Origin of the sequence: Embleya sp. NPDC020630 (assembly GCF_044334985.1) — a bacterium.
Classification (GTDB): Bacteria; Actinomycetota; Actinomycetes; order Streptomycetales; family Streptomycetaceae; genus Embleya.
The window spans coordinates 766,562-778,865 of sequence record NZ_JBIRUB010000001.1 but is presented as its reverse complement, the minus strand read 5'-3'; the positions used below and the strand labels follow the sequence as shown (position 1 = coordinate 778,865).

At 71.9% G+C, this 12,304-nt stretch carries 11 protein-coding genes; 4 read left to right on the top strand and 7 right to left on the bottom strand.

Annotation, left to right across the window (positions count from 1 at the left end):
• The first annotated feature begins 58 nt into the window (after window positions 1-58).
• Window positions 59-1,180, top strand: a complete 1,122-nt coding sequence (locus tag ACH4XV_RS03240; RefSeq protein WP_395786553.1) for a glycerophosphodiester phosphodiesterase — start codon at window positions 59-61, stop codon at window positions 1,178-1,180.
• 87 nt (window positions 1,181-1,267) lie between these two features.
• On the opposite strand, the gene ACH4XV_RS03235 is transcribed toward ACH4XV_RS03240, so the two are convergent.
• Window positions 1,268-2,566 (bottom strand): NAD(P)/FAD-dependent oxidoreductase, encoded by a 1,299-nt coding sequence (locus tag ACH4XV_RS03235; RefSeq protein WP_395786552.1) that lies wholly within the window; start codon window positions 2,564-2,566, stop codon window positions 1,268-1,270.
• Window positions 2,567-2,761: 195 nt separating this feature from the next.
• Here ACH4XV_RS03235 and ACH4XV_RS03230 point away from each other — a divergent pair, with 195 nt between their 5' ends.
• Window positions 2,762-4,981: an NADP-dependent isocitrate dehydrogenase gene (locus ACH4XV_RS03230; RefSeq protein WP_395786551.1), complete on the top strand. Its 2,220-nt coding sequence runs from the start codon at window positions 2,762-2,764 to the stop codon at window positions 4,979-4,981.
• 56 nt (window positions 4,982-5,037) lie between these two features.
• Here the strand turns inward: ACH4XV_RS03230 and ACH4XV_RS03225 are convergent, their stop codons facing one another.
• Together ACH4XV_RS03225 and thpR are read right to left on the bottom strand one after the other, a co-directional pair.
• Complete coding sequence (locus ACH4XV_RS03225; protein ID WP_395786550.1) at window positions 5,038-6,300, bottom strand: sulfite oxidase; 1,263 nt, start codon at window positions 6,298-6,300, stop codon at window positions 5,038-5,040.
• Window positions 6,301-6,435: 135 nt separating this feature from the next.
• Window positions 6,436-7,023: an RNA 2',3'-cyclic phosphodiesterase gene (gene thpR / locus ACH4XV_RS03220; RefSeq protein ID WP_395786549.1), complete on the bottom strand. Its 588-nt coding sequence runs from the start codon at window positions 7,021-7,023 to the stop codon at window positions 6,436-6,438.
• 360 nt (window positions 7,024-7,383) lie between these two features.
• Between thpR and ACH4XV_RS03215 the strand changes: the two genes are divergently transcribed.
• Window positions 7,384-8,328, top strand: a complete 945-nt coding sequence (locus tag ACH4XV_RS03215) for an RICIN domain-containing protein (RefSeq protein WP_395786548.1) — start codon at window positions 7,384-7,386, stop codon at window positions 8,326-8,328.
• Between the two features lie 31 nt (window positions 8,329-8,359).
• Here the strand turns inward: ACH4XV_RS03215 and ACH4XV_RS03210 are convergent, their stop codons facing one another.
• The 3 genes from ACH4XV_RS03210 to snpA all read right to left on the bottom strand — a co-directional run bounded on the left by ACH4XV_RS03210 (window position 8,360) and on the right by snpA (window position 10,116).
• Window positions 8,360-8,815: a hypothetical protein gene (locus tag ACH4XV_RS03210; RefSeq protein WP_395786547.1), complete on the bottom strand. Its 456-nt coding sequence runs from the start codon at window positions 8,813-8,815 to the stop codon at window positions 8,360-8,362.
• A gap of 74 nt (window positions 8,816-8,889) precedes the next feature.
• The gene (locus ACH4XV_RS03205) at window positions 8,890-9,291 is read right to left on the bottom strand and encodes an NTP pyrophosphohydrolase (RefSeq protein ID WP_395786546.1); all 402 of its coding nucleotides are present in this window, start codon (window positions 9,289-9,291) and stop codon (window positions 8,890-8,892) included.
• 162 nt (window positions 9,292-9,453) lie between these two features.
• The gene (snpA, locus tag ACH4XV_RS03200; RefSeq protein WP_395786545.1) at window positions 9,454-10,116 is read right to left on the bottom strand and encodes a snapalysin; all 663 of its coding nucleotides are present in this window, start codon (window positions 10,114-10,116) and stop codon (window positions 9,454-9,456) included.
• A 273-nt stretch (window positions 10,117-10,389) separates the two neighbouring features.
• Between snpA and ACH4XV_RS03195 the strand changes: the two genes are divergently transcribed.
• On the top strand, window positions 10,390-11,373 hold the full coding sequence (locus tag ACH4XV_RS03195) for a LysR family transcriptional regulator (RefSeq protein WP_379997820.1): 984 nt from the start codon (window positions 10,390-10,392) through the stop codon (window positions 11,371-11,373).
• A gap of 103 nt (window positions 11,374-11,476) precedes the next feature.
• Here ACH4XV_RS03195 and mtnB read toward each other — a convergent pair whose 3' ends face one another.
• Window positions 11,477-12,121 (bottom strand): methylthioribulose 1-phosphate dehydratase, encoded by a 645-nt coding sequence (gene mtnB, locus ACH4XV_RS03190; RefSeq protein ID WP_395786544.1) that lies wholly within the window; start codon window positions 12,119-12,121, stop codon window positions 11,477-11,479.
• Window positions 12,122-12,304 lie beyond the last annotated feature (183 nt).

Genomic DNA, 12,304 nt, shown 5'->3' with positions numbered 1-12,304 from the left:
ACTCGGCGTGTTTGCACGATTCGTGCTCCCGCGCGCCCGCGTCGGGACGACAGAGGAGATGGCGTTGCGACGTATCCTTCCCGCGCTCGGTGTGGCCGGCGTGCTGCTCGCGACCGTGATCGCGGTTCCCGCCGCCGCGGCGCAGGACGACGCGTCCCGCGATTCGTCGCGGCCGTCGACCCACCCGATCGTGATCGGGCACCGGGGCGCCAGCGGCTACCGTCCCGAGCACACCCTGGAGAGCTACCGCCTCGCGATCCGGATGGGCGCCGACTACATCGAGCCCGACCTGGTGTCCACCAAGGACGGCGTGCTGGTCGCCCGGCACGAGAACGAGATCTCCGGCACCACCGACGTGGCCGCACACCCGGAGTTCGCCGCGCGCAAGACCACCAAGACCATCGACGGCACGCCCGTCACCGGGTGGTTCACCGAGGACCTGACGCTGGCCGAGCTCAAGACGCTGCGCGCGAAGGAGCGGCTGCCGCAGGTCCGGCCCACGAACACCACGTTCGACGGGAAGTTCGAGGTGCCGACCTTCCAGGAGGTCCTGGACCTGGCCCGCACCGAGGGCCGCCGGCTCGACCGTACGATCGGCGTGTACCCGGAGACCAAGCACCCGAGCTACTTCCAGTCGATAGGTCTGGCCCTTGAGGAGCCGTTGGTGCGGGTCCTCAAGCACAACCGGCTCACCGGGCGCAAGGACAAGGTGTTCATCCAGTCCTTCGAGACCGCCAACCTGCGCAAGCTCGACCGGATGACCGACAACAAGCTGATCCAGCTGCTGGACGCGAGTGGCCGGCCGTACGACCTGGTGGTGGCGAACGACCCGCGTACGTACCAGGATCTGGCCAAGCCGGAGAACCTGAAGTGGATCCACTCCTACGCCGACGGCGTCGGGGTCAACAAGAACCTGATCGTGCCCCGCGACGCGGCGGGCAAGCTGCTCGCGCCGACCTCGGTGATCCGCGACGCGCACCGCAACCAACTGCTCGTGCACGCCTGGACGTTCCGCGCGGAGAACCAGTTCCTGCCGCTGGACTTCCGGCTCGGCGCCGACCCGAACGCACGCGGTGACATCACGTCCGAGTACGAACTCTTCTACGGCCTCGGCCTGGACGGCGTCTTCGCCGACCACCCGGACACCGCCGTAGCGGCCCGCGCCGGCCTCGGTCTCTGACCCCGGGCGTCCGATCGGCCCCGTACCGCCCGACGGCCGTACGGGGCCTGCCCATGTCCGGCGACCCCGTCGGTCCGCCGGCCGGGTTCAGCCGAAGACCGTCCCGGAGTTGGCCGTATTGACGCTGCGCCGTCGGGAGAACGCGCCCAGGTCGATGCGCTTGCCGGTGTGCGGGCCGACGAAGCACACCGGATCCGCGTCGTGGTCCGCCCCGTTGTCCACCGCCTCGATCAGGGCGGCCATCATCCGCCCCACCAGCGGGGCGTTCTTGAACTGGTTTCCGCTGGTGCCCATGGCCACGTAGTAGCCGTCCAGTTCGGTCCGGTCGTAGATCGGCGTCCAGTCGTCGGCGACGTCGTACACCCCGACCACCCCGCGCGCCCGGTTCGGCACGGTCAGCCCGCTCAGCCGCCGGGCCGCCCGGGTCACCTGGGCCTCGAACACGGCCTGCGTCGGGTTGGGGTTCGCCTCGTCCGGGTCGTCCAGCCACTGGAGCGGGTCGCACTCGGGCTCGGTCCCGCCGACCAACATCCCGCCGCCGACCTCGCCGCGCAGGTACACGCCCAGGTCCAGGTCGGCCACGGCGACCCCGGCCGCGCCCTCCGGGTTGTAGCCGTCGGGTGCCCGGAGGTATTCGACCTCCTGCCGCAGCGGTCGCACCCCGATGGTGAAGTCGGCGCCCACGCCCGCCAGTTCGTTGATCCGTCCGGACCAGGGCCCGGCCGCGTTGACCACCGTCGCACACGCGAGCCGGGACCCGTCGTCGAGCACCACCGTGCGCACCCGACCGGCCGTCGACTCGATCGTGGTCACCGTGCGCCGGAACCGGAACTCGGCGCCGTACCGCCGCGCCGCGGCGGCCAGGTTCTGCGCGGCCAGCTGCGGATCGCTCACGTACCCCGCGTCGGGGGTGAACACCGCCCCGAGCGTGCCGGTCGCCGGCGCCCAGAACGCCTCGTCGTCCAGTCGTCGGGGCGGCCAGTAGCGACCGGTGTCCAGTCCCGGGATCCTGGCCGCCAGCGTCTGCGCGTCCCACTCCTCGTACGGCACCCCGACCGCGTCGAACAGCGGCAGGTAGGCCCCGCGCGGCGCGGCGTCCACATCGAGCAGGGCCAGCCCGCAACGCTCGAAGCGCACCGGGTCGGCGACCTCGCAGCCCAGGTGCTCGGGCCAGGCCCGCCAGCAGAACAGCGCCTCCCACGACGCGGCCACGCCGGCGTACGTGGAGAAGTTGAACCGCACGATCGCGCTGGACGCGCCGGTCGAGCCCAGGCCCACGCCGCCGGCCTTGTCCACCACGGTCACCCGCCGCCCCGCGCGGGCGAGTTCGAGTGCGATCGAGGAACCCATCACCCCCGCGCCGATCACCACGACGTTCGTACTCATCCGGGCTTCCTCCCTGAGATGCGGTGCGACACGTCACAGTCTGACCGGCCGACCGCCCCGGTACCGCCGACTGTCGCGGTATGTCGCGCCGCACCCACGGTCCGTCCCGGAACCGGCAGGGCCCGCGACGCACCATCACCCGCCGCAAGATATCTTGATGTCGAGCAATGTTGCGGACATGGAGCGGAGCATCCTGTGACTGACCCGACCATCATCTATACGCACACCGACGAGGCCCCGGCGCTGGCGACGTATTCGTTGCTGCCGGTGATCCAGGCGTACGCGGCGACGGCCGGGGTCAAGGTGGAGACTCGTGACATCTCCCTGGCCGGTCGCATCATCGCCCACTTCCCGGAGCGGCTGACCGCCGAGCAGCGCCTCGACGACGCGCTCGCCGAGCTTGGCGACCTGGCCAAGACGCCGGAAGCCAACATCATCAAGCTGCCCAACATCTCCGCCTCGATCCCGCAGCTCAAGGCCGCCATCGCCGAGCTGCGCGAGCAGGGCTTCGCGCTCCCGGACTACCCGGACGACCCGAAGACCGACGAGGACAAGGACGTCCGGGCCCGCTACGGCAAGGTCCTGGGCAGCGCGGTCAACCCGGTCCTGCGCGAGGGCAACTCGGACCGCCGCGCCCCCGCGTCGGTGAAGAGCTACGTACGGGCGCACCCCCACCGCATGGGCGCCTGGACCGCCGAGTCGAAGACCGCCGTCGCGACCATGGACGCCGACGACTTCCGGTCCACCGAGAAGTCGGCCGTGATCGCCGAGCCGGGCACGCTGCGCATCGAGCTGGTGGGCGACAACGGCAGCACCACCGTGCTGCGCGAGTCGGTACCGGTGCTCGCGGGCGAGGTGGTGGACGCGTCGGTGATGCGCGCCGCGCCGCTGCGCGAGTTCCTGGCCGCGCAGGTCGCCAAGGCCAAGGCCGAGGACGTGCTGCTCTCGGTGCACCTGAAGGCCACCATGATGAAGGTCTCCGACCCGATCATCTTCGGCCACGCGGTCCGCGCCTTCTTCCCGCAGACGTTCGCCGAGCACGGCGCGGCGCTCGCGGCGGCCGGCCTGAGCCCGAACGACGGCCTCGGCGCCATCCTCAAGGGCCTGGACGCGCTGCCCGACGGCGCGAAGATCCGCGAGTCCTTCGACGCCGAGCTGGCCGCCGGTCCGGCACTGGCGATGGTCGACTCGGATCGGGGCATCACCAACCTGCACGTGCCCAGCGATGTGATCGTCGACGCCTCGATGCCGGCCATGATCCGCACCTCCGGGCACATGTGGGGCCCGGACGGCAAGGAGGCGGACACCCTCGCGGTCCTGCCGGACAGCAGCTACGCGGGCGTGTACCAGGTCGTCATCGACGACTGCAAGGCCAACGGCGCCTACGACCCGGCCACCATGGGCTCGGTGCCCAACGTCGGTCTGATGGCGCAGAAGGCCGAGGAGTACGGCAGCCACGACAAGACCTTCGAGATCCCCGCCGCCGGCACGGTGCGCGTGGTCGACGGCGCCGGCACCGTGGTGTTGTCCCAGGTCGTGTCCGCGGGCGACATCTTCCGGATGTGCCAGACCAAGGACGCGCCGATCAAGGACTGGGTCAAGCTCGCTGTCACGCGCGCCCGCGCCACCGGCGCCCCGGCCGTGTTCTGGCTGGACGAGGGCCGCGCGCACGACGCGAACCTGATCGCCAAGGTGAAGCAGTACCTGCCCGAGCACGACACCGAGGGCCTGCGGATCGAGATCCTGTCGCCGGTCAAGGCGACCGCGTTCTCCCTGGAGCGCATCCGTCGGGGCGAGGACACCATCTCGGTCACCGGCAACGTGCTGCGCGACTACCTGACCGACCTGTTCCCGATCCTGGAGCTGGGCACCAGCGCCAAGATGCTCTCGGTGGTCCCGCTGATGGACGGCGGCGGCCTGTTCGAGACCGGCGCGGGCGGCTCCGCGCCCAAGCACGTGCAGCAGCTGGTCAAGGAGAACTACCTGCGCTGGGACAGCCTGGGCGAGTTCCTGGCCCTCGCGGTCAGCTTCGAGCACCTGGCCCAGTCGGTGGGCAACGCCCGCGCCCAGGTGCTGGCGGACACCCTGGACCGGGCCACCGGCACCTTCCTCGACAACGACAAGTCGCCGAGCCGGCGCCTGGGCGGCATCGACAACCGCGGCAGCCACTTCTACCTGGCCCTGTACTGGGCGCAGGAGCTGGCCGCGCAGACCGAGGACGCGGCACTGGCCGAGGCGTTCGCCGGGCTCGCACACACGCTGCGCGAGCAGGAGCAGACGATCGTCGACGAGCTGATCGCGGTCCAGGGCAAGCCGGCCGACATCGGCGGCTACTACCGCCCCGACCCGGCCAAGGCCTCGGCGGTCATGCGTCCGTCGGCGACCTTCAACAACGCGCTCGCCACGCTGGCCTGACCCGTTCGCACCCGCACCGCCCCGATCGGCCCCGCGCCGGTCGGGGCGGTGTCGCGTCAACCCACCGTCACCGGGTGGCGAACGACCGCGTCGAAGAGATACCCCTGGGTGTTGAACGTGGCGCGGTCCGGCTGGGTACGCCCGGCCGTGTCGCTCGCGCGGGCGAGCAACAGCGCCGGCCCGGACTCGGCGGGTCGCCAATCCACACTCCAGCGCACCCACCCGTCGCGCCTCGGCTCGTCCCACACGTGCGCGTGCCGCCATCGCACACCACCGTCCGTACTGACCTCCACCCGGCATACGCCGCCCGCGCCCGACCAGGACCGGCCGGTGAGCCGGTGCGGGACACCGGCCGCGAGCCGCGCGCCGAAGGGCAGCTCGAACGCGCTCTTGAGGGTCTGCCGGGTCAGCGGCGGCCCACCGCCCTCGGGGAAGGCGGGGCCGAACATCCGGTAGAACTCGGTGTTCCACGGCGAGTACAGCGGCTGCGCGGAGACCTCGATGTCACCGACCCACTTGATCGAGGAGATGCCCACCCACGAGGGCACCACCACCCGCACCGGCGCGCCGTGGTCCGGCGCGAGCGGCGCGCCGTTCATCTCGTACGCCAAGAGCACGTCGTCGAGCGCCTTGGCCACCGGCAGCGGCCGGCGCACCCGGCCGTAGTCGACCCCACCGCCGACGTACGGATCGTCCAGTCCGCGTGGCATCACGTCGACCGCGTCGGGGCGCAGTCCGGCCCGGCGCAGCACGTCGGACAGCCGCGCGCCGCGCCACCGGGCCACCCCGATCGCGCCCAGCGTCCAGGGTGTGCCCGGCACGGTCTCGCCCTGCTGGGAGGCGTAGAGGCTGCGGCCGTTGCCGGCGCACTCGATGGCGGCGGTGTGCGTATGGGCGGGCAGTCGGCGCAGCTGGTCCAGGTCGAGGGTGATCGCGTCGTCGTATCCGACGTTGGTGCGCAGCCCGCTCCCCCACAACCGCAACCGCCAGTCCCGGGCGGCCGATTGCGGAGTCGAGGTGTGGTTGCGCACGAAGAAACGCTCGACCGGTGTGAGGTATCCGGTGTCTGCGAGCGCCGCGAAGTTGCTCTCGGCGTTGGTGCCCCGCACGGTGAACCACTCGGGCGGAAGCGGCTTGACGATGCCCGGCGCGGTCGAGCCCGCCGCGAAGGCACCGGTCGTCGGCAACACCGACAGCGCTCCGGCCGCCGCGAGCAGCTTGAGCAGATCGCGCCGGCCCGGCCCGTCGGCCCGCCTGCCGCCGGCGACGAGTTGCCGCAACCGGCGGCGGTCGTAGGCACCTTCGTTGATCGATGTCATCGAAACCTCCACCGAACGGGGCCCGACGTCACCACACCGGGCGATCTCACGATCACACGGGAGCACGTACCCGCGCGGGTACCCCCGGCAATCCCCGTGTTCGGGCCCGGCGGCCGACTCCCGTGCGCGTGGGCGCTATCGGGTCGGCAGTGGCCAGGCGTCCACGTCGCGGTAGTGGATCGGTCCGGGTCCGCGGCCCTGGTTGCTCGCCACCAGGTGCAACGTGCGGGCGGGCCAGGGCCGTCCGGCGAAGTCGGCGAGTTCGGCGGCGGCGGCCGCGATGCCGTCGAGGTTGTCCCGGCGGGCTCGGGCCAGAGTCAGATGGGCCCGCAACGGCCGGTTCTCCAGCGGGATTCCGCAGTCCGCCACCACGCCCCGGACCGCGTCGGCCAGCGTGTGCAGCGCGTCCAGATCGCCGCGTACGTCGCTCCACAACACCCGCTCGTCGAACTGCCCGGCGCCGTGCAGCGCGAGCGTGAGCGGCTCGGCCGCGACCGCCACCTCCGCGAGCGGCGGTCGCAGCGCCTCGACCACGTCGACCGCGACCTCGCCGAGGAAGGCCAGCGTGATGTGCCAGTCCTCGATGCGATTCCAGCGCAGCCGAGGATGCGCGGCATGCACCGGCCGCAGGGCGCGCGCCAGTTCGTCCTTGGCGTCGTCGGGCGGGGCGAGGGCCACGAACAGGCGTACGGTCCGCGGCGCGGTGGGGGCTTCGTCGATCACAGAAGATGTCGTACCGCATCGCCCCCGTCCCCCGCGCGGCGCCCCACCGGCACACCTCGGCGACCACTTCCCCAACCGATCGGTCGAGCAGGGGGTATGCACCCCTGCCGCCGCAAGAGGCCGCTTGTGTCCCGGACACGGGGGCGGTGTCCCGGCAGGTGGCAGCGGTGTTCCGGACGTGTTCCGGACGGCGCCGGGGTCCGCCGGCGTGTCGCGGGGCTCGCGAGCCGGTGCGGTGATCGTGCGGATCGCCGTCCGCTATATCGCTTTTCTGGGACTCGCCGCTCCGGCGAACTGCCGGCACCATGGGTCGCGCATCGGCGACGGTGCGTGCGTGTCGAGATCAGGGACGGGGGTCTTGTGGGACGGCGTGACGACGGTGCCCCCCGGCCGGAGTCGGCGACGACGGCCGCCGAATACGTGGCCGCGTTACGCGAGTTACGCGAGTGGTCGGCGTTGACCTACCGGCAACTGGCGGCCAAGGCCGAGGCGTCCGGGCGGGTCCTGCCGGCCAGCACGGTCGCTGCCGCGCTCGGTCGTGCCACCCTGCCACGCGCGGAGCTGGTCGAGGCGCTGGTGATCGCCTGCGGACTGGACGCGGCGGACGCCGCCCACTGGCTGGAGGTCCGCGACGATCTGGCCGCCGGACGGGTCGGCGAACGCGCCGAGGAGAGCGAACCGCCGCCGCCCCCGCCCGACGAGCCGCCGGCCGAACCGACGACGATGCGCCGACGCCCGTGGGTGTGGCCGGCCGCCGCCGTCGCGGCGGCCGCGATGATCGCCACCGCCGTGATCTTCGCGTTCCGGGGCGACGGCGACGACCACCTCGATGCACCACGCGGCCCTCTCCCCAACGGGAAGTACCTGATCAAGCCCGCGCACATCCCCGACGGATCGTTGTGCCTGGGCGAGGGCCGCGAACGCAACCGCCGCACCGACCGGCCCATAGCCGTCCAGAGGTTGTGCAAGAGCGTGTACCCGAACACCTATCTGGTCGTGGTGGCCCCGGACGTGTATCAGATCGAATGGCGCAACCCGGTCGACGGCGTCGGCTGCCTGCGCGTGGACGACGCGATGATGGGCCCCGGCGGACTGCTCAGCCCGGTCGACTGCACCGGCGCCGCACACCAACGTTTCCTGTTCGAGCCCGTCGACCCCGGCATCTTCCGGCTGCGCCCGGTGCACAGCGGGTTGTGCGTGGGCATCATCGGCGGCCCGGCCGAGATCACGGAGGGGGCCGAGGCGGAACAGGCCGCCTGCACCGGCGCCGCCGACCAACGCTTCCGCATCGAACGCGTCGACTAGGTACTCACGCCGCGTCGCCGTCGAGGCGGGTTCAGCGCGGCGGGTCCGGGTGGTCGACGCCCTCGAACACCTCGACCCGCACGATCGGCTCCCGCCCGCCCCGCTGCGAAACGGTCCGCACCACGCCCCACGGCCGATCGGGCAGGGTCACCTCGAACGAGTACGTGTTGGCGCAACCGGTGCAGTCGTACCGGTCCTGCCACACCTCCACGTCGACCCGGCTGCCGGGCACCCGGGCAGCGTGCCGATAGGTCGCGTGGCAGCGCTCACACCGCTCACCGGGCGCACACGTCCCCCCGCAGGGGCAGGGCACATCGAACGATTCGGCCGGCTCCCAGTAGCGGGTGCGCAACGCCGCCGCGGTCCGCGCGTCGGGAGCCTTGGCCCCGCGCGGCACGGCCATCTGCCGCGCCGCCACGACATACGACTCCCCGGAGGCGGCCATCCGCCCCCGAATCACACCTTTACGCACCCGATTGGTGGTCATCCGGCCCTCCGCCACTCACCCACGTCCAAGGCGGCACCCGAACCACCGCCCCCCACGATATCCGGCGACCGACCCTACGGTCGCACCGCGCGGGGCCCGACCACCTCGGCCCCGAGGGCCGATACGCGCGCCCGAAGGCCCCGATCGGCGGTCACCACGAGGCATCGACGCCCGGGCGCGGCCGCGACGACGTCGACCACCCGGTCGTCCCCGCTCCCCTGCGCCCGCACGACCCGCACACCCTCCACCCCGACGACCCCACCGGCCGCCCCCTCGACAACCAGCACCACCTCGACCGGCCCCGCACAGGCCCACTCCGGCACGGACGCCCCGGCCGGCACCCCCGCCGAAGCCACCTCCACCAACGCATCCCGCAACCGCTCGGTGGCCCCCACCCGATCCCGCCACCACCCGTCCGGCACGGCCCCCACCACATTCGCCGAATCCACGACCACGAGCGGCACCAGGTTCTCCATCCCCCCATCCTCCCGCCGAACCAACCGCCCGAACCCCACCCCGGGCCCATGGAACGGCACCCGACCGTCGCATCGACGACGATCGGGTGCCGGTTATGGGGACGACGCGGCGCCCGGGGGAAGGGAGCCGGGGAGGAGCCCGGTGGGCGCCGCGAGCCGGGGTCAGGACTTCGCGGAATAGGCCGCCAGGCCGTTGCGCCAAAGGGTGTTGACGCGCGAGCGCTCCTGGGCGTTCGGGTTCGGGTTGGTGCAGGACGGGCCGGGGCCGCCACCGGACATCAGTTCGCTGCACGGCCCGGAGTAGTGGTCCGGCAGACCCAACACGTGGCCGGTCTCGTGGGCCGTGACCCGGGTCGAGTTGTACTGCTGGTTCTGCTGGTAGTCGAGGAAGATGTAGCCCCGACCGTGGCCGTCGGTGCTCGCGTAGGAACCGCGCGAGTCGTTGCCCTCGTAATACCGGAAGTCGGGGTTGCTGCCCTCCTGGAGCCGGACGTTGGTGACCGAGCTGTTCCAGATCTGCGCGGAACGCGCTATCTGGGTGCGGAACGTGGGTGCACTGGACGAGCTGTAGGTGACGGTGACCACGGCGGCGCCCGGCGCGGCGGCGCGCTTGGCGGCCACGGACCGCATCACCGCGTCGAGGAACGCCTGGTTCTGCGCCTGATCCTCGTTGCCGGTGTAGTTGGCGGAGTGGCGAAGGGGGGCCGCCACATCGCTGGGGCCGGCCGACGCCGCGGGGGCGGCGATCACTCCGGCCGCGAGGCCGAGGCCGAGGATGGCGGTGATCACGGTCTTACGGGGGGTTCGGGGACGCGCAGGGGACATGGCGGTGCTCCTTGGGTGCCGAAGACCAGTTCGGTGCGGAAACGAGTCTCATGGGCGTCCCGTCCGGCCCGGATGATGACAACCGGCGATAGCACGGTCGTATCACCCGCCGTTCGCGCGCCGTTCCCGCACCGCTCCCGTGGCACCACCGGGCGTTCCCGCACCGTTACCGGCCATCCACGCATCGTGTTACGGCGGATTCACCGCCCGCGACCGATCTCGCGTGCACACGTGTCTGGTACGACCTCGGTGGAGCGTCCTATCCTCCGCATCATGGAGCTCGAGGTGAGGCACCTCCGCGCACTGTGTGCCATCGGCGACACCGGCAGCCTGCACGCGGCGGCCAGGTTGCTCGGCATGACCCAGCCCTCGTTGACCGCCCAGCTCAGACGCATCGAAAACGCCCTGGGCGCCCCCCTGTTCGTGCGCGATCGGACCGGCAGCCGACCCACCCCCCTCGGCCTCACGATGCTGCACCGGGCCCGACCCATCATGGCCGAGATGAGCGCGCTGGTCATCGACACCCAGGCCGAGGCGGTCCGCACCGCCGGGCCGAACCTGCGCATCGGCGGCACCGCGAACCGGGTGATCGCCGACTGGTTGCGCCGACTTCGGCTGCGCCTGCCCACCACCGACACCTATCTCCGGGTGGACGTATCGGCGAGCACGCTGCTCGGGATGGTCGCCGCCGGCCAGCTCGACGTGGCGTTCGTGCACGAGGTCGAGGGCTTCCCGCTGCGCGTTCCGGACGGGATGCGCCGCCGCGTACTCGTCGAGCGGGAACCGCAGTTCATCGCCCTGTCGCCGGATCATCCGGCGGTGACCGAACCGGAGGTCAAACTCGCCGATCTGGCCGACGACCAGTGGATGGTCGATCCGAGTGTGGACGGCGAATGGGAGGGCCTGCGCGAGGTGTTGTCCGACGCGGGCATCAACCCCCGGATCCTGCACGGGGATTACCTGACCGCGGCCTCCCTGGTTGCGATCGGCGAGGTGGTCACGCCGTGCCAGCCCACCTCGCGTCCGCGTCCCGACATGGCGGTGCGTCCGCTGGCCGGGGATCCGCTCGCGGTACGGCTGTTCCTGGCCTTCCGCACCGAGAACGGCCCCGCGCCGGCGCTGATCGACACGGTGTATCACGAGTTGGAGGCCGCCTACCGCGAGGCCGCCTGGCTGGCCGTCGCCTATCGTCAACGCCTGCTGCGCGAGGACAGCCCGATCCTGCGCTACGACGGCCAGACCCGCGGGCGCACATAGCCGGGGCCCCGGGATGGTGTGGGCTGCCGGCAAGTGCGACCCGGCCGCGTTCCGGACTTCGGGATTCGGGTGCCGAAGTCCGGATGGGCCGCGTGCGTCGGGTTCAGCCTTCGGCGATGCGGTATTCGAGGAGCCACTCGACGATCTCGACGTGGTGGCGGGCCTGGATCGGCGTCTCGCCCCAGACGTACAGCCCGTGCGAGGCGACGACGACCGCGGGCACGCCGGGGACCAGGGCGGCCTCCAGGCGGTCGCCGAGTTCGGTCATGTCCTGGCTGTTGGCGATCACCGGGATGGTGACGGTCTCGTCGTGCGCGGAACGGCCGATGCCCTTGAGCATTTCCATGTCGCGCAGTTCGATCCCGGCCGGCCAGCGCTTGCCGGCGCGCACCGCGGCCAGGGTGTGTACGTGGAAGACCGCGCCCGCCCCGGTCAGCGCGACCACGCGGGCGTGCAGGCCGGCCTCGGCGGACGGTCGGCGCGGCGGGGTGCTCGCCGCCTCGGGGACCGGTTCGCCGGCGGCGTCCACCACGACCAGGTCGTCCGTCGCCAGTTCGCCCTTGTCCAGGCCGGAGGCGGTGACCGCGAGCCGCAGCGGGTCGCGGGAGAGCACCACGGACAGGTTGCCGGAGGTGCCGCGCATCCAGCCGAGCCCGGCGAAACGCGCGGCCTCCCGGGCGAGGATGGCCCCGGCGGCGTGGACGGGATCCGAGACCGAGGCGGGGATTCCGGCGTCGGGGGTCGTCATGGGAGGTTCCTCACTGTGTCGTTCACGAGGCTGCGATGGGTGGGGATTCGACGGGGATCGGTCCGGACCTCGGACCGGGACCGACGAGTCATCCTCGCACCCGGGGCGCGACGGATATGGATCGGGACGGATATGGATGGAGCGAGCCGCGCGAAACGGATGGATGCGCCGTCGTCGCCCGGC

Coding starts and splice junctions, on each gene's coding strand:
- ACH4XV_RS03240 (WP_395786553.1), top strand. CDS start 59: ATGGCGTTGCGACGTATCCTTCCCGCGCTCGGTGTGGCCGGCGTGCTG.
- ACH4XV_RS03235 (WP_395786552.1), bottom strand. CDS start 2,566: ATGAGTACGAACGTCGTGGTGATCGGCGCGGGGGTGATGGGTTCCTCG.
- ACH4XV_RS03225 (WP_395786550.1), bottom strand. CDS start 6,300: ATGACATCGATCAACGAAGGTGCCTACGACCGCCGCCGGTTGCGGCAA.
- ACH4XV_RS03210 (WP_395786547.1), bottom strand. CDS start 8,815: ATGACCACCAATCGGGTGCGTAAAGGTGTGATTCGGGGGCGGATGGCC.
- ACH4XV_RS03205 (WP_395786546.1), bottom strand. CDS start 9,291: ATGGAGAACCTGGTGCCGCTCGTGGTCGTGGATTCGGCGAATGTGGTG.
- snpA (WP_395786545.1), bottom strand. CDS start 10,116: ATGTCCCCTGCGCGTCCCCGAACCCCCCGTAAGACCGTGATCACCGCC.
- ACH4XV_RS03195 (WP_379997820.1), top strand. CDS start 10,390: ATGGAGCTCGAGGTGAGGCACCTCCGCGCACTGTGTGCCATCGGCGAC.
- mtnB (WP_395786544.1), bottom strand. CDS start 12,121: ATGACGACCCCCGACGCCGGAATCCCCGCCTCGGTCTCGGATCCCGTC.